At 29.4% G+C, this 21,404-nt stretch carries 21 protein-coding genes, 1 tRNA gene and 2 other annotated features; of the genes, 19 read left to right on the top strand and 3 right to left on the bottom strand.

The window, feature by feature from the left end; translation table 11 throughout:
• Nucleotide 1: 1 nt before the first annotated feature.
• From disA to BUA90_RS10420, 8 genes are all read left to right on the top strand, one after another.
• Entirely contained in the window at nucleotides 2-1,096 is a 1,095-nt protein-coding gene (gene disA / locus BUA90_RS10455; RefSeq protein WP_330390732.1) for a DNA integrity scanning diadenylate cyclase DisA, read from the top strand.
• 214 nt (nucleotides 1,097-1,310) lie between these two features.
• Entirely contained in the window at nucleotides 1,311-2,561 is a 1,251-nt protein-coding gene (locus BUA90_RS10450) for an NAD(P)-dependent oxidoreductase (protein WP_072968365.1), read from the top strand.
• 237 nt (nucleotides 2,562-2,798) lie between these two features.
• Entirely contained in the window at nucleotides 2,799-3,275 is a 477-nt protein-coding gene (locus BUA90_RS10445) for a CarD family transcriptional regulator (RefSeq protein WP_072968363.1), read from the top strand.
• Between the two features lie 183 nt (nucleotides 3,276-3,458).
• Complete coding sequence (locus BUA90_RS10440; RefSeq protein WP_072968361.1) at nucleotides 3,459-4,577, top strand: PIN/TRAM domain-containing protein; 1,119 nt, start codon at nucleotides 3,459-3,461, stop codon at nucleotides 4,575-4,577.
• Nucleotides 4,578-4,821: 244 nt separating this feature from the next.
• Nucleotides 4,822-5,532, top strand: a complete 711-nt coding sequence (gene ispD, locus BUA90_RS10435; RefSeq protein WP_200793517.1) for a 2-C-methyl-D-erythritol 4-phosphate cytidylyltransferase — start codon at nucleotides 4,822-4,824, stop codon at nucleotides 5,530-5,532.
• A 65-nt stretch (nucleotides 5,533-5,597) separates the two neighbouring features.
• Nucleotides 5,598-6,071, top strand: coding sequence for a 2-C-methyl-D-erythritol 2,4-cyclodiphosphate synthase (gene ispF / locus BUA90_RS10430; protein ID WP_072968359.1), 474 nt, complete (start codon nucleotides 5,598-5,600; stop codon nucleotides 6,069-6,071).
• Nucleotides 6,072-6,167: 96 nt separating this feature from the next.
• Nucleotides 6,168-6,389 (top strand) — a binding site (T-box leader).
• Between the two features lie 260 nt (nucleotides 6,390-6,649).
• Nucleotides 6,650-8,095, top strand: coding sequence for a proline--tRNA ligase (gene proS, locus BUA90_RS10425; protein WP_072968357.1), 1,446 nt, complete (start codon nucleotides 6,650-6,652; stop codon nucleotides 8,093-8,095).
• An 87-nt stretch (nucleotides 8,096-8,182) separates the two neighbouring features.
• Entirely contained in the window at nucleotides 8,183-8,443 is a 261-nt protein-coding gene (locus tag BUA90_RS10420) for a cysteine-rich small domain-containing protein (RefSeq protein WP_072968355.1), read from the top strand.
• A 160-nt stretch (nucleotides 8,444-8,603) separates the two neighbouring features.
• On the opposite strand, the gene BUA90_RS10415 is transcribed toward BUA90_RS10420, so the two are convergent.
• The 3 genes from BUA90_RS10415 to BUA90_RS10405 all read right to left on the bottom strand — a co-directional run bounded on the left by BUA90_RS10415 (nucleotide 8,604) and on the right by BUA90_RS10405 (nucleotide 11,024).
• Nucleotides 8,604-9,374, bottom strand: a complete 771-nt coding sequence (locus BUA90_RS10415) for an acyl-CoA dehydratase activase (protein WP_072968352.1) — start codon at nucleotides 9,372-9,374, stop codon at nucleotides 8,604-8,606.
• Between the two features lie 74 nt (nucleotides 9,375-9,448).
• On the bottom strand, nucleotides 9,449-9,706 hold the full coding sequence (locus BUA90_RS10410; RefSeq protein WP_072968350.1) for a putative Se/S carrier protein: 258 nt from the start codon (nucleotides 9,704-9,706) through the stop codon (nucleotides 9,449-9,451).
• A gap of 19 nt (nucleotides 9,707-9,725) precedes the next feature.
• On the bottom strand, nucleotides 9,726-11,024 hold the full coding sequence (locus BUA90_RS10405) for a double-cubane-cluster-containing anaerobic reductase (protein WP_072968349.1): 1,299 nt from the start codon (nucleotides 11,022-11,024) through the stop codon (nucleotides 9,726-9,728).
• A gap of 149 nt (nucleotides 11,025-11,173) precedes the next feature.
• On the opposite strand from BUA90_RS10405, the gene BUA90_RS10400 reads away from it, so the two are divergent.
• The 11 genes from BUA90_RS10400 (at nucleotide 11,174) to BUA90_RS10350 (ending at nucleotide 21,220) form a co-directional block, all read left to right on the top strand.
• Complete coding sequence (locus tag BUA90_RS10400; protein WP_072968347.1) at nucleotides 11,174-12,784, top strand: YbaK/EbsC family protein; 1,611 nt, start codon at nucleotides 11,174-11,176, stop codon at nucleotides 12,782-12,784.
• A 122-nt stretch (nucleotides 12,785-12,906) separates the two neighbouring features.
• Nucleotides 12,907-14,391, top strand: a complete 1,485-nt coding sequence (gene gltX / locus BUA90_RS10395) for a glutamate--tRNA ligase (protein ID WP_200793516.1) — start codon at nucleotides 12,907-12,909, stop codon at nucleotides 14,389-14,391.
• A 139-nt stretch (nucleotides 14,392-14,530) separates the two neighbouring features.
• Nucleotides 14,531-14,750, top strand: a binding site (T-box leader).
• Nucleotides 14,751-14,913: 163 nt separating this feature from the next.
• Entirely contained in the window at nucleotides 14,914-15,588 is a 675-nt protein-coding gene (gene cysE, locus BUA90_RS10390; RefSeq protein ID WP_072968343.1) for a serine O-acetyltransferase, read from the top strand.
• Nucleotides 15,585-16,979, top strand: a complete 1,395-nt coding sequence (cysS, locus tag BUA90_RS10385; RefSeq protein ID WP_072968341.1) for a cysteine--tRNA ligase — start codon at nucleotides 15,585-15,587, stop codon at nucleotides 16,977-16,979. The genes cysE and cysS overlap by 4 nt, the downstream gene beginning before the upstream one ends.
• Before the next feature lie 198 nt (nucleotides 16,980-17,177).
• Entirely contained in the window at nucleotides 17,178-17,618 is a 441-nt protein-coding gene (locus BUA90_RS10380) for a Mini-ribonuclease 3 (RefSeq protein ID WP_072968339.1), read from the top strand.
• Between the two features lie 37 nt (nucleotides 17,619-17,655).
• Nucleotides 17,656-18,024 carry a hypothetical protein gene (locus BUA90_RS10375; RefSeq protein WP_072968337.1) on the top strand — a complete coding sequence of 123 codons (369 nt, stop codon included), beginning with the start codon at nucleotides 17,656-17,658 and terminating at the stop codon, nucleotides 18,022-18,024.
• Between the two features lie 129 nt (nucleotides 18,025-18,153).
• On the top strand, nucleotides 18,154-18,912 hold the full coding sequence (thyX, locus tag BUA90_RS10370; RefSeq protein WP_072968335.1) for an FAD-dependent thymidylate synthase: 759 nt from the start codon (nucleotides 18,154-18,156) through the stop codon (nucleotides 18,910-18,912).
• A gap of 21 nt (nucleotides 18,913-18,933) precedes the next feature.
• Nucleotides 18,934-19,677 (top strand): 23S rRNA (guanosine(2251)-2'-O)-methyltransferase RlmB, encoded by a 744-nt coding sequence (gene rlmB / locus BUA90_RS10365; RefSeq protein WP_072968333.1) that lies wholly within the window; start codon nucleotides 18,934-18,936, stop codon nucleotides 19,675-19,677.
• A 12-nt stretch (nucleotides 19,678-19,689) separates the two neighbouring features.
• Nucleotides 19,690-20,208, top strand: a complete 519-nt coding sequence (locus BUA90_RS10360) for an NYN domain-containing protein (protein WP_072968331.1) — start codon at nucleotides 19,690-19,692, stop codon at nucleotides 20,206-20,208.
• Between the two features lie 210 nt (nucleotides 20,209-20,418).
• Nucleotides 20,419-21,066, top strand: a complete 648-nt coding sequence (gene sigH / locus BUA90_RS10355; RefSeq protein ID WP_456297940.1) for an RNA polymerase sporulation sigma factor SigH — start codon at nucleotides 20,419-20,421, stop codon at nucleotides 21,064-21,066.
• A gap of 77 nt (nucleotides 21,067-21,143) precedes the next feature.
• Nucleotides 21,144-21,220 (top strand) — tRNA-Thr (locus BUA90_RS10350).
• Nucleotides 21,221-21,404 lie beyond the last annotated feature (184 nt).

Genomic DNA, 21,404 nt, shown 5'->3' with positions numbered 1-21,404 from the left:
TTTGATTAATAAGGAAGAAAAAAAACAAGGAGAAGAAATACTAGAATGTCTGAAATGTTTAGCTCCCGGAACTTTATTAAGAGAAGGATTGGAAAATATATTAAGAGCTAAAACAGGTGCTTTGATAGTTATTGGCAATAATAAAGAAGTTATGGAGCTTATTGATGGTGGTTTTTTTATTAATATAGATTTTACACCAGCATATTTATATGAATTAGCCAAAATGGACGGAGCAATAATACTTAGTTCTGATGGAAAAAAGATTTTATATGCAAATGCTCATTTGAATCCAAACCCTTCTATTCCCTCTTCTGAAACGGGAACGAGGCATAGAACCGCAGAAAGAGTTGCAATACAGACAGGAAATATGGTTATTTCTATATCACAAAGAAGAAATATAATAACTATTTATAAAGGATGGTCAAAATATGTGCTTCAAGATATAAATAAGGTTTTGACAAAGGCAAATCAAGCAATGCAGACTTTAGAAAAATATAAATCGGTATTAGTTCAAGCTATGGCAAGTTTAAGTGTATTAGAGCTAGAGGATTTAGTAACTTTATATGATGTATGTTTAGTTATACAGCGAACTGAAATGGTAATGAGAATAGCAAATGAAATAGAAAAGTATATTATAGAGTTGGGAAGCGAAGGAAGATTAGTTAGTATGCAGTTGGAAGAATTAATTGTTTTTGTAAAAGAAGATGGAAAACATGTTATAGAAGATTATAGAATAAATGACCAAACAAAAACGATTGATATAATAAATATTGAGCTTAGAAATTTATCGTCTGAAGAGTTATTAGATTTGTCTAATATATCTAAAATTTTAGGCTTTGTGAATGATGTAAATACTCTAGATATGCCTGTTATGCCGAGAGGATATAGAATTCTTTCTAAAATACCGAGAATACCTAGTGGAGTTGTAAAAAATATTGTTGAACATTTTAAAGATTTTCAAAAAATTTTGAGGGCGTCTATTGAAGAATTATATGATGTAGAAGGTATAGGTGAAGTTAGAGCAAAAATAATTAAAGAGGGACTTAGAAGAGTAAGAGATCAGGTACTTTTAGATAGACAATTGCTTAAAAAATAAATCTTAATATAATTAATAGATAAAAAATTATAATCATCTCCCATTTATCCATTTGTTCTAATATAGGTATTAATTTTGTACCTTTTCTTAGTCTTTCTGAAACAATTTGGTTAAAGTATAAAAGTTAAATTTTATCATAAATAATATAAATAATATTTAAATTTTTTTAAAAATATTATATGATGTAATAAATATTTATTTAGGAGAGATTTTTATGGCTCAACATATTATAGAAGAAGCTAAAAGATGTTTACAGTGTAAAAATCCTAAATGTAGTAAAGGATGTCCAGTTAATACACCTATAAAAGAGGCAATAAATCTATTTTTAAATGGAGAAATTTTCAAGGCTGGAGAAAAATTATTTTTAAATAATCCTCTTTCATCAGTTTGCTCTTTAGTATGTCCTCATGAAAAGTTTTGTGAAGGTAGTTGTATACTTTCAAACAAAGGTAATCCTATTCATTGGAGTTCTATTGAACATTATATATCAGATTATTATTTAAATAAAATGAATATAATTTCAAATATTGATCCGAATAAAAAAATTGCAATAGTAGGTTCAGGACCTGCAGGAATTACAATTGCATTTATTTTAGCATCTAGGGGATATGATATTACGATATTTGAACTTCATGATAAAATAGGAGGGGTTTTAAGATACGGTATACCAGCTTTTAGGTTGCCTAAGGACATTTTAGATAGATTGGAAGAACAATTAATCAAAATGGGTGTAAAAATAAGACCTAATACTTTAGTAGGTCCAGTTATTACAATTGATGATCTTTTTAGAGATGGATATAAAGCTGTATTTATAGGTACTGGAGTTTGGAATCCCAGACCTCTAAGAATTAAGGGAGAGAGTTTAGGAAATGTTCATTATGCTATAGACTATTTAAAAAATCCCGATGTATATAATTTAGGTAAAAAATTATGTATAATTGGTGCAGGAAATGTAGCTATAGATGTAGCAAGAACTGCTTTAAGAAAAGGTGTTAATGAAGTTTATATAATGTATAGAAAAGGTAAGGAAGATATGTCTGCTAACAAACATGATATAGAATATGCTAAATTAGATGGAGTCAAGTTTGAATTTTATAAAACTCCTATAGAAATAATTGATAGAGAAGGAGTTAAATATTTAAAAACTAAAAAAGTTAAAGAAGATGGAGAAGAAAAATTGATTGTGTTAAAAGATTCAGAAGGAATATTTAAAGCAGATTCTATTATTATTGCAGTTAGCCAAGGACCAAAGGCAAATATAGTTTTACATAATAAAGGAATAGAAATAAATAAATCTGGTTTAGTAATAACAGATGAGTGTGGGAGAACGACTAGAGAAGGTATTTTTGCATCTGGTGATGTAGTAACTGGAGCTAAAACTGTAGTTGAAGCAGTAAAATTTTCTAAGAAAGTAGCAGATGCTATAGATGAATATGTGTCTAAAAATTATGGTGGCATTAATTAACATGCTACCTTTTTTTACGTATAATCTGTTATTTATGTGGATTATGTACATTATTTTTATTATGTAAAAAAAGTTTTTTAGATAATATATTTAAAATAGGTTTTTAAGTTTTTAGGGAAACTTTTTAAAATTATGTTGACAATGATAATAAAACTGTGATAAAATATTTAATTTCTTGACATTGGACATAGAATGTTGTATACTGGAAATGTGGAATGTTTATTAGGAGGTCAGTCTATGTTCAATATTGGTGATAAAGTAGTATATCCCATGCATGGTGCTGGTATTATTGAGTCTATTGAGGAAAAAGAAATTTTAGGAGATAAGAGGAAATATTATATTTTGAGATTACCTCTGAGAAATATGAAAGTAATGATTCCTCTAGACAATGTAGAAGCCATGGGACTTAGAGAAATTATTTCTAAAAAAGAAGTAGAACAAGTACTTGCAGTATTAAATGATGATAAAACTAAGATGCCTCAAAATTGGAATAGAAGATATAGAGCAAATATGGATAAGATAAAGAGTGGAGATATTTATGAAGTAGCAGGTGTAGTTAGAAATTTAATGTTGAGAGATAAGGAAAAGGGATTATCAACAGGAGAAAGGAAAATGCTTAATAATGCAAAACAGATACTTATAAGTGAACTAGCATTAGTCAATGATTGTGATGAGGTAAGTATAGAACAACTAATAAATGACGCAGTCCAATAAAATTATAATGGGCGTCTTAATAGACGCTTTAATTTTATGTTTGAAAATTTAATAAAGTTTTAATGATTGTTAGAGTTTAAATGTTATATTATATGGTTATAAGTTTGTAATAAAGATTATTTAATAATAATTTTGTTATAAAAAGTAGTTAGTATGGTTATAATCAAAGGGGAGGTGAATAAAATGTTCAATAAGATTATAAGAGGTTCTTTAACATTAGCAGGAGCCTCGGCTGGATATGCGCTAGGCATATTAATTGCTAAAATTATAAAAGTACAAGGTTTTGTAAAAATATCCCCTATAACTCCACTTGTAGAAATTATTATAAGTATATCAGGAGCAGTCTTATTTGGAATTATTTTGTTTATTATGACTCCTTGGTTGATGGGTAAAGGTTTAAAGATTGCTAATTGGATTGAAACAGAAATTCAAAAAATACCAACTACTGATATTTTAGTGGGTTCTCTTGGACTTATAATAGGACTTATTATTGCTTATTTAATTAGTCAGTTGTTAATGGATATTCCTATTCCTATATTGGGAATAATCCTTTCGATTATAGTATATATATTTTTAGGATATTTAGGAATAAGTATAGCAACTAAGAAGATTAATGACATTGTGATTCTTCCAAATATTTTCAAATTAAATATTGGGAAAGAAAAAGAAGCAATTAAAAATGAATATAAATATCAACCTAAGATATTAGATACAAGCGTAATAATTGATGGAAGAATTGCAGATGTTTGTAAGACGGGGTTTGTAGAGGGACCATTAGTAATTCCAGAGTTTGTGCTTGAGGAATTAAGACATATTGCAGATTCATCTGATTCACTTAAAAGAAATCGAGGAAGAAGAGGACTAGATATACTTAATAAAATTCAAAAAGAGTTACAGATTGAAGTTCAAATTGTCGATACAGATTTTGAAGATATAAGCGAAGTTGATAGTAAATTAGTAAGACTTGGGCAAGTATTAAATGGTAAAATAATAACTAATGATTATAATTTAAATAAAGTTTCAGAACTTCAGGGAGTTCCGGTACTTAATATAAATGAGTTGGCAAATGCAGTAAAACCAGTAGTTTTACCGGGTGAAGAAATGGTAGTTCAAGTGATAAAAGAAGGTAAAGAAACAGGTCAAGGGGTTGCATATTTAGATGATGGGACTATGATTGTAGTTGACGGTGGTAAAAAACATATTGGAGAGACGATGGATGTTTTAGTTACTAGTGTGCTTCAAACTGCAGCGGGAAGAATGATTTTTGCAAAACCTAAGTATATGGTTAATAAAACAGCATAAAAAGTCTGGCGAATATTTCGTCAGACTCTGTTTTTTTATAATTAAAAAATTTCAAATATTTTTTGTAAAAAATAAAATTATTTAAATAAATTGATGAGAATTAAAAAACTTGAAGAAATATTAGAAAGTATTTGTTGTTAACTATTGACTATTACTCTAAAATAAATTTAATATTAAAATTGGGTGAAAAGTTGCTAACTTTATTTTTTGCAATAATAAAATTAAAGATAGGAGATAAGGATTTATGCTTAATAAAGTGTTTGTTTCTGCTATTATAGCTGCTGCCGGACAAGGTAAGAGAATGAAAAGTAGAATAAATAAGCAGTATCTTGAACTTGATGGAAAACCAATATTGATACATACGTTAGAAGTATTTGATAAAATAAAATACATTAATGAGATAATTTTAATATTAAAGGAAGATGAAATAGAGTTTTGTAGAGAAAAAATATTAAATAGATACGAATTTAGAAAAAAAATAATATTAGTTTCTGGTGGAAGAGAAAGACAAGAATCTGTGTATAATGGGTTGAAGTTTGTAAATAAAAATGCACAAATTGTTGTTGTTCACGATGGAGCAAGACCTTTTGTAACTGCAGATGTTATAGAAAAGAGTATATGTGAAGCTTTAAAAAATAAGGCGGTTGGAGTGGGTGTACCAGTAAAGGATACTATAAAAGTTGTAGATGAAAATAGTTATATTATAGATACACCAGATAGAAGTAAATTATGGGGAATACAAACACCTCAAGTATTTAATTATGATATTTTAATTAAAGCACATGAAAAAGCAATAGAAGATAATTATTTGGGAACTGATGATTGTGTATTGGTCGAAAGACTTGGACATAGAGTAAAAATGATAGAAGGAAATTATGATAATATAAAAATAACTACTCCTGAAGATTTAATATTAGGGGAAGCAATTTTGAACAGAAGAAAGTCGAAAATATAAAAAAAGTTTTTATTTCCCGGGAAATAGGTCGAATATATTTATTTTATAAGGAGTGTGAAAAAAATATGAGAGTAGGAATTGGCTATGATGTGCATAGATTAGTTGAAGGAAGAAAACTTATACTTGGTGGTGTTGATATTCCATATCAAAAAGGACTTTTAGGACATTCAGATGCGGATGTTTTACTTCATGCAATCAAAGATGCTATGTTGGGGGCAGTAGCTTTAGGAGATATTGGAAAGCTTTTTCCGGATACAGATAACAGATATAAAGGAATATCAAGTATAAAACTTCTTAGTAAAGTTAATAATAGATTGAAAGAAAAAGGATATAGGGTAAATAATATTGATGCTGTGATTATAGCTCAAAAGCCTAAAATGGCTCCTTATATAGAAGATATGAGAAAAAATATTGCAAATACTTTAAGTATTGATAAAGACTCTATAAATATTAAGGCTACAACTACTGAAGGTCTTGGATTTACTGGAACGGGAGAGGGAATAGCTGCTCAAGCTATTGTTTCTGTTGACAAAATATAATATTTTATATATTATATTAACAAAACAAAAAATCAGACATAATTTTTAAAAGTTAGAAATTAAGAGTCTTTTGAGAACTCAAATAATTTTATATTGATTTTGGTTATGAAGGGAAATAGTAGAAATGATGATGCCTACAGAGAGTGAAATCCATTGGCTGGAAGATTTCACAGGATATATGCATTTCGAACCCGTCCCAGAGCTTATGACGAATAATAAGTCATACGGTTGCGATACCGTTATCATCGCTAAGAGGGAATCTAGTAGTTGATACTAGATTAATTAGAGTGGTACCGCGAGAATACCTTCGTCTCTAAATAAGAGATGAAGGTTTTTATTTTTATTGTGAGTTTTTGTGAGAAATTAAAATTTTCAGCTAAAGCTAAAATAAATATATGAAAAGATGTAAAGTTTTAGAGTAGGAATTAGTTAAAGTTCAGAGTTGTGAAAAGGCCTTTTATAACTCTAAAATGAGAGATTATAAAGTTAAAAACATATTTAAAAATTTATTAAACAAATTTAAAATGAGTCTATGAAAATCAGATTAAAATTAAAAAATAATAAGGAGGATTTTTAGTATGAGTAAAAATGATAAGGAGTTTGTTAAAGAAATTACGGCTATGGAAGTAGATTTTCCTCAGTGGTACACAGATGTTATTTTAAAGACTGACTTAGTAGATTATTCACCAGTTAAGGGGTTTATGGTTATTAAGCCATATGGATATGCTATTTGGGAAAATATTCAAAACTATCTTGATAAGAAATTTAAAGAAACTGGACATAAAAATTGTTATTTTCCACTACTTATACCTGAAAGTTTACTGAAAAAAGAAGCTGAACATGTTGAAGGTTTTGCACCTGAAGTAGCTTGGGTAACTCATGGAGGAAAGGAAAAGTTAGCAGAAAGATTATGTGTTAGACCTACTTCGGAAACTATAATCTGTTCAATGTATGCAAAGTGGTTGAAATCTTATAGAGAACTTCCATATTTATATAATCAATGGTGTAGTGTTGTAAGATGGGAAAAGAGTACTAGACCATTTTTAAGAACTTCTGAGTTTTTATGGCAGGAAGGACATACTCTTCATGAAACAGAAGAAGAGGCTCAAGAAGAAACATTGAGAATATTAGAAATTTATAGAGAAATGGCAGAAAATTTATTAGCTATGCCTGTAATTACAGGTAGAAAGAGTGATAAGGAAAAATTTGCAGGTGCTCATGCTACTTATACTATGGAAGCACTTATGCATGATGGTAAGGCTCTTCAAGCTGGTACATCTCATAATTTAGGTCAGCATTTTACAAAGGCTTTTGAAATTACTTTCTTAGATAGGAATGGAGATTTACAGAATCCTTATCATACTTCATGGGGTGTATCTACAAGATTAATAGGTGGATTAATAATGGTTCATGGAGATAATAGAGGATTAGTACTACCACCAAGAGTAGCACCTATTCAAGTGGTTATTATACCTATAGCTCAACATAAAGAAGGAGTTTTAGATAAGGCTTATGAGCTTAAAAAGCTTCTTCAAGATGTGGGAGTAAGAGTAGAACTTGATGACAATGAAAATTATTCACCAGGTTGGAAATTTAATGAATATGAAATGAAAGGTGTACCTGTTCGTATAGAAATAGGACCAAGAGATATACAAAACAATCAAGTTATGGCTGTGAGAAGAGATACTTTAGAAAAGCAGTCAATTTCAATGGACGGATTAGCAGATTCAATATTAAATTTATTAGATACAATTCATAATGATATGCTTGAAAGAGCAAGAAAACATAGGGATGAAAATACTTATTATATTGAAGATTTTGAAGATTTGAAGAAAAAGATGACTGAAAAACTTGGATTTGCTAAAGCTATGTGGTGTGGAGAAAGAGAATGTGAAGATAATCTTAAAGCAGAAACAGGTGCTACAATAAGATGTATACCATTTAAGCAAGAAGACCTCGGAGATAAATGTCATTTTTGTGGAAAAAAAGCAAAACACATGGTTTATGTTGCTAAAGCATATTAATAATTAAACAGTAAAATACAAGGTACTTAGGAAAATTAAACCTTTGTACCTTGTATTAATATATTTTATATAATAGGGGGAGAATTTATGAGTGAAAATTATAAGTTTGTACAAAATACTAAATGTGAATATTTTCCATGTCATAATGTAAAAGATAAGTCAAAGTTTAACTGTCTATTTTGTTTTTGTCCTTTATATATGCTTGGAGAAAATTGTGGAGGTAATTTTAAATATACTAATGGTATAAAAGACTGCAGTGATTGTATGATACCGCATTCAGAGGGAGGATATGATTATATAATGTCAAAGATGGGTGAGGTAATAGAAAAGGCAAGTGAAAGAGAATAGTAAATGATATGTCTTTGTAATTTTAAATAATAAAAAAGTTACAAAAAATAATTAAGAATTAAGAGCTATTAAGGTCAATATAACTCTTAATTCTTAAAAATTTTAAATTCTTAATTTTTATTAAAAAGTATTTAAATTAATTTATTAATATGAGCCTTATTTATTTATTTATCATATTCCAACCTATTACAGCAGCACCTAATGCTCCTATTATTTGAGAGTCTGGAGGAGAATAAAGTGGCTGTTTTATTTTTTCTTCAATTATTGATTTTATAATTTTTGATTTTGCTACACCACCAGTAAAGGCAATAGCGTTTTTAAGCTTAATTTTATTTAACATAGCAGTGCCTTTATTGGCAATAGAGTGAGCTATACCTGAAGCTAATTTATTTTTGTCTATACCTTTTGCTAAAAGACTAATAACTTCTGATTCTGCAAATACTGTGCACATACTAGTTATAGGTTCTGGTTTTACATTATGAATAATTTCATCAAAAGATTCTACTTCTATTCCCAGTACATTTGCCATAACTTGAAGAAATCTACCTGTGCCTGCTGCACATTTGTCATTCATAATAAAATCTATTACGTTTCCATTATCATCTAAACTTATGACTTTGCTATCTTGTCCACCTATATCTAAAATAGTTCGAACTTTATCATTTAAAAAATAAGCTCCTTTTGCATGACAAGTTATTTCAGTAATTTTTTTATCTGCAAAAGGCATAGATATTCTACCGTATCCTGTTCCTATTATTAATTTTATATCGCTTTTTTTTATAGAACTTTTTTCTATCAAAATATTTAAGACATTTTCAGAAGCTTTTTTAGGACTCCAACCTGTAGGTATAATGACTTTTTCTACAATATTTCCATTGAATAAAACAGCTTTTGTTGCAATAGAGCCAGAATCAATACCAACTGAATACATTACAAATCCTCCTATAGATTTAAAAAACAATTTGAATTGCAAGGAATAAATATCTTTATTTTTAACAATTTGATTTAAAAATTAAATAAACTATTTTTCTTTTTTTTCAGTGTGTATATACCTTCATAGTCTATGGAAGGGTTATTTAGCAGAAGATTTTCAACTATGTCTTTATCTTTTGGATTGATTTTTAATGATATACCACAGCATTTGCTAAGTGTTCTAGGAGTAGGAACGATGGTATATTCTATGTTATTACTTTTTAAAATTTTTTCAAGAGCTAATCCATCAGTATGACTGGGAAATAATATATAGGTTTCAAGTTCTTTCATTAAATCACCTTGTATTGTTTTATTTTGTAACAGCTACTTTTTTGTTAGTTTCTAACATTTCAAAAAAGGCTTCTAATCTAGTCTTAATTTGTCCAGCGTCTTGCAAACCGTAATCAGTTTCAATCATGATAACGGGAATTCCTTTTTTATCAAGAGCATCTTTAACTTTTTTAAATTCAGTAGCGTATGTAGTACAGAAAGGTAGAGTAAAGTAAACAATGCCATCAGCATTATACTCTTTATAAAGTCTTAATATATCATCAATTCTTCCTTTGTTAGGAGTAAAACATGCACAGTTTATATTTAAATATCTATCGGATAGAGCTTTTATTTGTTCATCTAAAGTTTTTCCATTTTCATCAACTAAATTTTCAAAATATCTAGTGCCTGTACAAGTTTCTTCGCATACAACTGCACCACCACTGCTTTCAATAATATGGTGAAGTTTCCAGTTGGGAATGGCCATAGGAGTTCCAGTTATAAGGATTCTAGGAGTATTTTCTTCAAAGACAGATATTCCATTTTGAACTCTTTTTTCTAATTCATCACATAATTCATTGGTCTTTTCAATAAATCTTTTAGGGTCATCGTAAAATGCAATTTGAGATATTAAAAGTACATCTTTTCCACTTATAGGTAGTTTGTCAAATTTTCTAAATTCATAGAGTCTTTTTAAAACTCTACGTTTTTCATTAATTAATTTTATGCCTTCAGCTAGATTTTCTTCATTAATTTTATTGCCAGTTAGATTTTCTATTTTATCAATAAATATTTTTATTTCGTCTTGCCAGTGCAGATTATCTTTTTCTCTTTTCATTTGAGGCAAGTCCATTACATGAATAGGAGTATATTCGCTTAATATTTCCCAAGCTTTTTTCTTACCATCGCAAGTAGTTTCTCCAACTAAAAGGTCGCAGGATTGGAAATATGGACATGTAGCACTGATTTTGGCTCCAATAGAAGCTTTAACTAATGGACAAGTATTTCTAGGAAGTACTTTTTCTCCATCTGGGTGCCAAAAATCGGAACCACCACATAATCCAACACTTATAGCATCTGCGGCATTAATAACTTCATCTGGAACATATACACAAAAACTCCCTATTACTTTGCGATTGTTTTTTCTGGATTCTAATAATTCTTTTATTCTTAAACCGTGAACTTCTGATACTACAAAGTTGAAATAATTCATTCCTTGTGGACGATTTTTTTGAGAAAGATATATTTCTTCGTAAAATTGAGGTAATACTTCACATAGTTTATCATGTTTTTCTAGGTCCATATCAAGAGATTTCCACATTTCTCTGTAATCTGCCATATATGAGTTCCCCCTTGTAAAAAAAATTTATTCTGTGTAAATTATAATATAAAGAGAGGAATCTATTTACAATTATAGAAAAATACTATATATGTTATATAAGTATATAAAAAATTTATAATTTTTTAAAAGAATAGGAGAGATGAAAAATGTATATGAGTAAATTAGTTGGAAAAACTCTTAAAAAAATTGATGATGAGTTTTATTTGTCTAGTCAAGAACTGCTTATAAAATCGGGAATGTTTAGAAATATTGATTCCGGCATTTTTACAGTACTTCCTTTAGGTGTTAAAGTTTTAGATAAATTAGTAGATTTTTTAATAAAAAGAATAGAAAATTTAGGTTTTCAAAGAATTTATCTTTCAAATGATAGTGAATTTGTAAAAAATATGAGTCTTTCTATTAGGAATGAAATAAAGTCTTACAAGGAACTTCCAGTTTTTCTTTATGATGTGCAAACTTTAAAAAGGGATAAGGTAAGAATAAAAGAAGGTTTGTTTGGAGCTAAAGAATATAAGGAGTTAAGAGGTTGTAGTTTTTACAAGGAAGATGATGATTTGTCAAACAAGTGTAGTGAAATAATAGAAAATTATAAAAAAATGTTTAAAGAAATAGGATTAGAAATGTTAAGTTTGTCAGATTATAATCCTAAAAACAGTGGTGATATAAGTTATAGTTTTGTTGTAAAAGCTGATTGGGGAGATAAAGTTATATATAAGTGTAAGGATTGTGATTATACTTCTTTGGAAGAAGTTGCATCTTTTAATATAGATGAAAATGCTTCTGTTCAAGAAGCAGAAATAGAGGAAATATACACTCCTGATATAAAGACGATAAAAGAACTAGAAAACTTTTTAGGAATTAAAAAGGAAGATTTGGCTAAAACATTATTAGTGAAAATAGAAGATGAAGTAGTAGCTGTAGTTTTAAGGGGTGATAGAGAGCTTAATCTTTACAAATTAAGCAAAGTTTTAAAAGTTTCTGTTCATGATATAAAAATGGCTGAAGATGAAGATATAAAGGATTTAAATACAGTAACGGGATTTGTTGGCCCTGTAGGATTAAAAGGTGTAAAAATTATTGCAGATAGGGAGATATACAAGGGAGGATTATTTATAGCTGGTGCAAATAAAAAAGATTATCACATTAAAAATGTAGTAGCAGGGCGTGATTTTAAAGCAGATATTGTAGCTGATGTAAGCTATGTTAAGGAAGAAGATAGATGTCCTATATGTGGTGGAAGTTTTGTAAGAGAATATGCTGTAAAAATAGGTGGTTTTTATGATTTAGGGAAAATAAATGAGATTAAAAATTTCAATTATAAAGACAGTTCAGGTAAAACGAGAGAAATAGTTGGAATTTATCATTATATTGATATATATAAATTGCTAAGTGTAGTAATTGAAAAACATCATGATGAAGATGGAATAATATGGCCTATAAAAATTGCTCCTTATCATATAATTGTATCTATATTGAGTATTAAAGATGAAGAAAAAGTGCAGTTAGGGGAAAAGATATACGAGGAATTAAAAGGTGCTAATTTTGATGTGATTTTAGATGATAGAAATGAAAGAGCAGGAGTAAAATTTAAAGATGCAGACCTTTTGGGAATACCAGTAAGAATAGTCATTGGGAAGAAAGCAAGTGAAAAGATAGTAGAATACAAATTGAGATGGGAAAGTGAAAAAGAAGAACTAAAAGTACATGAAGCTTTAGGTAAAACTATGAAATTATTAAAAAGAGAAGAAATAATATAGTTTTAAAACTTTGATTAATATGGTTATACTTTGTTCAAATTTCTTGATACAAAAAAGCTTTTGGGATATAATATTCTAATATAGTGAGAAGAAAATGGAGAAGCTGTATAGGAGGTTTAATGATGACTGTAAGAGTAAGATTTGCACCAAGTCCTACAGGATATGTACATATAGGGAGTTTGAGAACGGCTTTATATAACTATTTGTTTGCAAAAAATCAAGGTGGAAAATATATTTTGAGAATAGAAGATACAGATAGAACTAGATATGTTGAAGGTGCTATAGAAAATATGCTTAAAGCTATGGAGTGGGCTGGTGTAGTTCATGATGAAGGACCTTTTATAGAAAATGATGAAATAGTACAAAGAGGGGATAGGGGTCCATATATTCAATCGGAAAGACTTGATATATATCATAAATATATAGAAAATCTATTGGAAAGTGGACATGCTTATTATTGTTTTTGTTCTAAAGACAGATTGGATAAAATTAGAGAACAGCAAAGAGCCCAAGGATTAACTCCAAGATATGATGGACATTGTAGAAATATCCCTTTAGAAGAAGCTAGAAGGAGAGTGGAGGCAGGAGAGCCTCATGTAATAAGATTAAAACTTCCTGAGGATACTGATGTAACCTTTACCGATTTGGTAAGAGGAGAGGTTACAATGAATACAAGAGATTTAGATGATCAAGTACTCATAAAAACAGATGGATTTCCAACTTATCATTTTGCAGTAGTTATAGATGACCATTTTATGGGAATTACTCATATTATTCGAGGTGAAGAGTGGTTATCTTCAACTCCTAAGCATATAATACTATATGATGCATTTGGATGGGAAAAACCAAAATATGTTCATTTGCCAAATATTCTTAATGCAGAAAAGAAAAAATTAAGTAAAAGACATGGTGATGTAGCAGTAGAAGATTTTAGAAAAAAGGGTTATTTACCTGAAGCTCTTGTTAACTATATAGCATTAGTTGGTTGGAGTCCAGATGACAATGAAGAAATAATGGATATGGATGAAATGATTGAAAAGTTTTCTTTTGATAGAGTTTCAAAAAGTGGTGGAGTGTTTGATGTTGACAAATTAAATTGGGTAAATTCTCACTATATTAAAAAGGCTGATTTAGATAGACTTACAAATTTATGTATTCCATATTTAGTTGAAGCTGGTTTGATAAAAGAAGATGAAAAAGATGAAAAATATGATTGGGTTAAGAGAATAGTAAATACAGCTAAAGAAAGAATTGAATATTTAGCACAAATAAGTGATTATGCAAAGAGATTTTTTGGAGAAGAAGTTAAGCTAGAAAGTGAAGACGTGAAAGAAGTATTAAATGAGGAACATGTTAGCAAGCTTTTGAATATATTTAAAGAAAAAGTAAGTGAAGCAGAAGAAATAAACAATGAATTTGGTAAAAAGGTATTTAAAACAATACAAAAAGAGACAGGTATAAAGGGTAAAAAACTTTATATGCCAATAAGGGCAGCTCTTACAGGTCAGCTTCACGGACCAGATATTGATGAAGTAATAGTGATACTTGGAAGAGAAAATATTATCAAAAGAGTAGAATTTGTAAAAAATCATTATATAATTAGTTAAGAGTTGAGAGTTAAAAGTTAAGAATTATAAAGGATTAAGTGTTTTTAAATACTGCAAAGGATTGATATTAAAATTTGAAGTAGATAACTTGATGGCAGCGAGACATAAAAGTTTATATTTATAAAAATATTTATATTGTAAAAAGGCGTTGATTAGGAGAGTAGGTTTGTTGATGCTTACCAGAGAGAGGCTATCATCGGCTGGAAGTAGCCTTAAGCTATAAACAAATTGAAGTGCACCTATGAGCCTAAGACTGAAATGTAAAGTAGGTCTTTACGGGTGACTCCGTTAAAAGTTTTTAGAGTTGGGGCAATTACTGCCTAAACAGAGTGGAACCGCGGATAACCTCCGTCTCTGGTAATAGCTAGAGAAGGAGGTTTTATTTTTGGTAGAAAATAATATAGTTAAAATTGAAAATTAAAAATAAGCTAAGAACTGAGAGCTAATAACTGAGAGCCAGTCTGACCTGTTACCTTAAAACGTGTAACTTAGAACTTGTAACTGATAAGAAGGAGGTGCAAAATGAAATTTATTAAAAGTCTAATAGAAGATATAGATTCGATATTGGAGAGGGACCCAGCTGCTAAGAATAGATTTGAGGTACTTTTATGCTATTCAGGATTACATGCTGTGATTTTACACAGAATAGCTCATTATTTCTATAAAAAGAAGTGGATACTACTTGCAAGAGTTATATCTCAAATAAATAGGTTTTTGACTGGAATAGAAATACATCCGGGAGCTAAGATTGGAAGAAGATTACTTATAGACCACGGAATGGGGGTAGTTATAGGAGAAACTGCTGAAATAGGAGATGATGTAACTATATATCAAGGAGTTACACTTGGAGGAACGGGTAAAGAAACTGGCAAAAGACATCCGACTATTGGGAATAATGTTGTTATAGCATCAGGAGCAAAAGTTCTAGGACCATTTAAAGTAGGAGATAATTCTAAAATAGGTGCTGGTTCTATAGTCCTTAAGGAAGTCCCGCCAAATTGTACAGTTGTTGGCGTTCCGGGTAGAGTAGTAATAAAGGATAACGTTAGAGTAATAGATGACCATAAGAAGAAGCCTTCTGCAGACCTTGATCAAGTTAAGTTGCCTGACCCTGTGGCAGAAGAATTAGAATGTTTGAGGAAGAGAATTGCAAAACTTGAAAAAATTCTCATAGAAAGAGAGGAGAGGATAAAATGAAACTATTTAATACACTAACAAGAAAAAAAGAAGAATTTGTATCAATGGTTCCGGGCGAAGTGAAAATGTATGTTTGTGGACCAACTGTTTATAATTATTTTCATATTGGTAATGCAAGACCTTTTGTAGTATTTGATACATTAAGGAGATATTTGGAATATAGAGGCTATAAAGTGATTTATGTTCAAAATTTTACAGATGTAGATGACAAAATAATTAAAAAAGCAAATGAAGAAGGCGTGGATTCCAAGGAAATAAGTGAAAGATTTATAAAAGAATACTTTAAAGACGCAGATGCATTAGGAATAAAAAGAGCTACAGTTCATCCAAAGGTGACAGAAAATATACAGGAAATAATAGAGTTTATTCAAAAATTAATAGATAAAGGTTTTGCTTATGAAACCCAAGGTGATGTTTATTATGATACAACAAAGTTTAAAGATTATGGAAAACTTTCTAAACAAAGTATTGAAGAACTTGAAGCTGGTGCGAGAATTGAAGTAAATGAAATTAAAAAAAATCCCATGGACTTTGCGCTTTGGAAAAAACAAAAACCCGGTGAACCCGGATGGGATAGTCCATGGGGAAAAGGCAGACCCGGTTGGCATATAGAATGTTCTGTAATGTCTACTAAATATTTAGGTGAAACTATTGATATTCATGCAGGAGGTCAGGACCTTATTTTTCCACATCATGAAAATGAGATTGCACAGAGTGAAGCTTATTCAGGAAAGCCTTTTGCAAGATATTGGGTTCATAATGGTTATATTACTATCAACAATGAAAAAATGTCTAAATCTAAGGGAAACTTTTTTACAGTTAGAGATATAATAACTGAATTTGAACCAGAAGTTGTTAGATTTTTTCTATTATCGGCTCATTATAGAAATCCAATAAATTTTAGTAGAGATTTAATGAAACAGTCTAAAAATGCTTTGGATAGACTTTATAATGCAAAAGAAAATCTTGAGCATTTAATGGAGAATGTTAAAGTTGAAAAAATGACTGAAGAAGAAATTAGTATTTTTGAAGGTTTTAAGAAGTATAAAGATAAGTTTATAAAGGCTATGGATGATGATTTAAATACAGCTGATGCTATAGCAGCTATATTTGAACTTGTTAAAGAAATAAATACTAAAATATCAGGAGAATCTTCAAAAGAGATTGTACAAAAAAGTTATGAATTGTTGAAAGAATTAACAGGTGTATTAGGTTTTTTGAGTAAAGAAAAAGAACTTTTAGATGAAGAAATTCAAAAACTTATAGAAGAAAGACAAAAAGCTAGAAAAGAAAAAAATTATGCTTTGGCAGATAAGATAAGAGATGATTTAAGAGCTAAGGGAATTATATTAGAGGATACACCTCAAGGAGTTAAGTGGAGAAGGATGTAGATTATAGAAAAATATTTTATATTTTAAATATATTAACCAGAGAGCAAATCTCTGGTTTTGTTTTTTGAAAATGTAAAGTTTTAGATAAATTGTATTATTGCCTATGTGATAATAAATATGATAAAGTAGTTTGTAGAATTTAGGATATAATATAATTAGTATAATGACAAATTAAAACATACAAAGGATGATAAAAATATGAAAAACTTTTTATCAATTATGAATTTAAAAGAGAAAAGTGAAATGGATATTAAAAATACTCATCCGCTTATACTTGCATATATTGGTGATGCATTATATGAAGTTTACATAAGAACTTATATAGTGTACAAATATGAAGGAAAAGTGCATGAGTTTCATAAGTTAGCTATTAAGTTTGTGAAGGCTTCCGGACAGGCACAAATTGTACATGCCCTGCAAAACCAGCTGACAGAAGAAGAATGGAGTATAGTAAAAAAGGGACGAAATCAAAAATCTGCTACTATACCTAAAAATGCAAATATATCAGATTATAGATATGCAACAGGGTTTGAAAGTTTATTGGGATATTTATATTTAAAGGGAGATAAAGAAAGAATAAATGAGATAATATCAGAAGCTATAAAAATAATAGAAAAAGATATTGCAAATAAAATTTGATATTATAAAAAAGTATAGTTTGGCTGTGGAGGTTATTATGAACAAAAGAGAGAAAATGTATGTAATTGTAATTATTATTTTACTTGCAATTTTAACAGTTAAATCTTTATTTTTAGATGAATTTAAGCCGAGGACATATGAAGAAAAGATGTTTAAAGAATATGTAGAAAAATTAACATATAAAAGGTATAATAATAACTTTTTTATGAAGAAAGGATTAATAAATTTTAGAGTTGTAAGTATAAAAAAAATTGACGATAAAGGAATATCTATAATCGAAGTTAAAGATGAAAACAATAATAATTACAAACAAGTTAAAATTTCTGGAAAATACAAAGCAAAAATTCGAAAGTATGTACTACATATTCTGCCTTATGGAGAAGATAAAGTTTTAAGTAGGAAGTAAACTATTAAATAATCAATTTTATGCTATTTATACTTCATTTCATCAGATATTGGAGTTTATAAAAGCTAAGATTAAAAATAAGAGCTGAGAATTCAGACATTGAATATAAATAAAAGAGGAGGCTTTATAATGAAGGTTAATTTAATAACTTATACTCCAGAGCCAGAAAAAGTTGTTGCATCTGCTGCAAAACTATGTTATTCTCCAGTTGGAATTGAGGAAATTGCAGAAAATATTAATGATGAAAAGGTTGCAAAGTTTGTTAATATGCTTATGGGATTAGGACATCAATCACCTCTTGAACATATATCTTTTACATTTGGTATAGAAGGAGTAAGTAGAGTTTTAACTCATCAGTTGGTAAGACATAGAATAGCTTCTTATTCTCAACAATCTCAAAGATATGTTAAACTAGAACAGTTTGAATATATAATTCCGCCAGAAATAGAATCTATTCCAGAAGCTAAGGAATTATTTATTAAAGCTATGCAAGATGACCAAAAAATTTATAACAGACTGACTAAAATGCTAAAAGATAAACACTATAAAACTTTTATATCAGAAGGAAAAAGTGATAAAGAAGCTGAAAAATTAGCTGAAAAGAGAGCTATAGAAGATGCTAGATTTGTATTTCCAAATGCTTGTGAAACAAAAATAGTAGTTACTATGAATGCAAGGACATTACTTCATTTTTTTAATCACAGGTGTTGTAATAGAGCTCAGTGGGAGATAAGAAATTTAGCTACAGAAATGCTTAAGCTTGTAAAAAAAGTTGCTCCGAATATATTTAAAAATGCAGGACCAAATTGTATTAATGGACCATGTCCAGAAGGAAATATGACTTGTGGGCGAATTGAAGAAGTGAGAAAAAAATTTAGAGAGATTTAATTTGTAGGGAGTGAAAAGAGTTTGAATAATGCAAATATTATTGAAGGACGTAATCCAGTAATAGAAGCTTTGAAATCTGGAAGAGAAATAGAAAAAATTCTCATATCAAAAGGAAATAAAGAAGGTTCTATAAAGAAAATATTAGCTGTGGCTAAAGAAAATAGAATACCTATTCAATATGTAGATAAAAATAAGATAAATCAAATATCGGTATCACATGCACATCAAGGAGTTATTGCTTATGTAGCAGCATATAAGTACTATGAAGTAGATGAATTATTGGAAAGAGCAAGGAGCAAAGATGAAGAAGTTTTTTTAATTATTTTAGATGAAATAACAGACCCTCATAATTTGGGTTCTATAATTAGAACTGCAAATGCAGCAGGAGCTCATGGTATTATTATTCCGAAGCGAAGAGCTGTAGGTCTTACTGCTACTGTAGCTAAGACTTCAGCAGGAGCTATTGAGTATGTTCCAGTTTCAAGAGTTACTAATATTTCAAGAACTATAGATTATTTAAAAGAGCAAGGTGTATGGATAGTTGGAGCAGATATGGATGGGGAAAAACTTTATTATGAGAGTGATTTAAAGGGTAATGTTGCTTTGGTTATTGGAAGTGAGGGACAAGGAATAAGCAGATTAGTTAAGAAAAAGTGTGATTTTTTGGTTAAATTGCCTATGAAGGGAGAAGTGACATCGCTTAATGCCTCTGTAGCAGCATCTATTTTAATGTATGAAATCTTGAGGCAGAGGGATAATAGTTAGGGTGAACTAAAATTGAGAGAATATTTATTAATAGATGGTTATAATGTAATAAATGCTTTGCCAGAATTTAAAAAAGTGAGTAGAGAAAATTTAGAAGAGGCTAGAGATTTTCTTATCGAACAAATGATAGAATATCATTCTTATACAGGGGTAAATGTTATAATAGTATTTGATGCTTATCAAGTTAAAAGTGCAAAGGTAAAAAAAGAAAATGTCAAGGGGATTGAAGTAGTGTTTACTAAAGAACATCAGACAGCAGACACTTATATTGAAAAGGTAGTAGAAGACTTGGTTAAAAATAGGAGGAATATAGTAAAAGTTGTAACATCAGATTGGGCTGAACAGCAGGTTGTTATAGGTAGTGGAGCTGTTAGAGTTACTCCAAGAGAATTAAAATATGAACTAGATTTAATTAAAGGAAAGATAAAAAATAAAATAGATATGGAAAATAGAAAAAAGTCGACATTAAGCGACAGAATAGACCAAAAAATTCTTGAAGCCCTTGAAAAATGGAGAAGAGAAGAGGTTTAAATCTTGACTGAATTATTTTAAGTAATATATAATTAAATCATAGTGGTATTTTGTATTCAGTATAATTTTTATGCATAGTGTTTGGACAAAGTAAGTCAATTGGAATTTGAGTTGGGAATTAAAATTAATAAAAATTGACTATGGGACTCGAAATTGAAGAAGCGTAAAAGACGCATTTTCTCTTCATATTTAAAGGGGCAGGAGGAGATGATGGTGGGAGTAGGAGCATACAAAGAAGAACCAGAAGTTTATGAAGTGTTAGTTGATGAAAAAGTTGTAGAAGATGCCAAAAATGGGGATCCAAGGGCTCAGGAATATTTGATAAAAAAATATAAAAATTTTGTAAGAGCAAAAGCAAGGTCTTATTTTTTAATTGGTGCAGACAGAGAAGATATTATTCAAGAAGGAATGATAGGATTATTTAAGGCTATAAGGGATTATAGAAGTGATAAAATATCGTCGTTTAGAGCTTTTGCAGAACTGTGTATAACTAGGCAGATAATTACTGCTATAAAAACAGCAACTAGGCAAAAGCATATACCTTTAAATTCTTATGTGTCGCTTAATAAACCTATATATGATGAGGAGTCAGATAGAACTCTTTTAGATGTTTTATCTGGTAAAAAAATATCTGACCCAGAAGAATTATTAATTTCAAGAGAAGAAATTAATAACATAGAAAGTAAAATTGGAGAAATTTTAAGTGATTTAGAATGGCAGGTTCTTATATTTTATTTGCAGGGAAAATCTTATCAAGAAATAGCCAAAGATTTAAACAGGCATGTAAAGTCAATTGATAATGCTCTTCAAAGAGTAAAAAGAAAATTAGAGAGGTTTTTAGAGTCAAAGGGCAATTGATGTTGCTGTGGAAAAATATGAAAGCAAAAAACACGTTGACTTGTCTAAACAAAAGTAGTAAAATATTATAGGTAAATGCCCATGTAGCTCAGCAGGTTAGAGTGTCGCCTTGGTAAGGCGGAGGTCGGCGGTTCAAATCCGCTCGTGGGCTCCACAACACATCAAAATTATATTTATATACATATTAAGATACACCAGGGTCAGTTTACATTGACCTTGGTTAAAAAACATTTAATGAGAAAGTTAAGAAGGAGGAAGAAAGATGGCAAAGGCAAAATTTGAGAGAACGAAGCCACACGTAAACATAGGAACAATAGGTCACGTAGACCATGGTAAGA

Origin of the sequence: Caminicella sporogenes DSM 14501 (assembly GCF_900142285.1) — a bacterium.
Lineage (GTDB): Bacteria > Bacillota > Clostridia > Peptostreptococcales > Caminicellaceae > Caminicella > Caminicella sporogenes.
Note: the sequence above shows the minus strand (reverse complement) of the source record. Positions and strands in the feature narration are given on the sequence as shown.

Coding starts and splice junctions, on each gene's coding strand:
- gltX (WP_200793516.1), top strand. CDS start 12,907: ATGACTGTAAGAGTAAGATTTGCACCAAGTCCTACAGGATATGTACAT.
- BUA90_RS10380 (WP_072968339.1), top strand. CDS start 17,178: ATGAAAAACTTTTTATCAATTATGAATTTAAAAGAGAAAAGTGAAATG.
- BUA90_RS10420 (WP_072968355.1), top strand. CDS start 8,183: ATGAGTGAAAATTATAAGTTTGTACAAAATACTAAATGTGAATATTTT.
- BUA90_RS10375 (WP_072968337.1), top strand. CDS start 17,656: ATGAACAAAAGAGAGAAAATGTATGTAATTGTAATTATTATTTTACTT.
- ispD (WP_200793517.1), top strand. CDS start 4,822: ATGCTTAATAAAGTGTTTGTTTCTGCTATTATAGCTGCTGCCGGACAA.
- cysS (WP_072968341.1), top strand. CDS start 15,585: ATGAAACTATTTAATACACTAACAAGAAAAAAAGAAGAATTTGTATCA.
- ispF (WP_072968359.1), top strand. CDS start 5,598: ATGAGAGTAGGAATTGGCTATGATGTGCATAGATTAGTTGAAGGAAGA.
- cysE (WP_072968343.1), top strand. CDS start 14,914: ATGAAATTTATTAAAAGTCTAATAGAAGATATAGATTCGATATTGGAG.
- proS (WP_072968357.1), top strand. CDS start 6,650: ATGAGTAAAAATGATAAGGAGTTTGTTAAAGAAATTACGGCTATGGAA.
- thyX (WP_072968335.1), top strand. CDS start 18,154: ATGAAGGTTAATTTAATAACTTATACTCCAGAGCCAGAAAAAGTTGTT.
- BUA90_RS10445 (WP_072968363.1), top strand. CDS start 2,799: ATGTTCAATATTGGTGATAAAGTAGTATATCCCATGCATGGTGCTGGT.
- BUA90_RS10410 (WP_072968350.1), bottom strand. CDS start 9,706: ATGAAAGAACTTGAAACCTATATATTATTTCCCAGTCATACTGATGGA.
- sigH (WP_456297940.1), top strand. CDS start 20,419: ATGGTGGGAGTAGGAGCATACAAAGAAGAACCAGAAGTTTATGAAGTG.
- BUA90_RS10450 (WP_072968365.1), top strand. CDS start 1,311: ATGGCTCAACATATTATAGAAGAAGCTAAAAGATGTTTACAGTGTAAA.
- BUA90_RS10405 (WP_072968349.1), bottom strand. CDS start 11,024: ATGGCAGATTACAGAGAAATGTGGAAATCTCTTGATATGGACCTAGAA.
- BUA90_RS10400 (WP_072968347.1), top strand. CDS start 11,174: ATGTATATGAGTAAATTAGTTGGAAAAACTCTTAAAAAAATTGATGAT.
- BUA90_RS10440 (WP_072968361.1), top strand. CDS start 3,459: ATGTTCAATAAGATTATAAGAGGTTCTTTAACATTAGCAGGAGCCTCG.
- BUA90_RS10415 (WP_072968352.1), bottom strand. CDS start 9,374: ATGTATTCAGTTGGTATTGATTCTGGCTCTATTGCAACAAAAGCTGTT.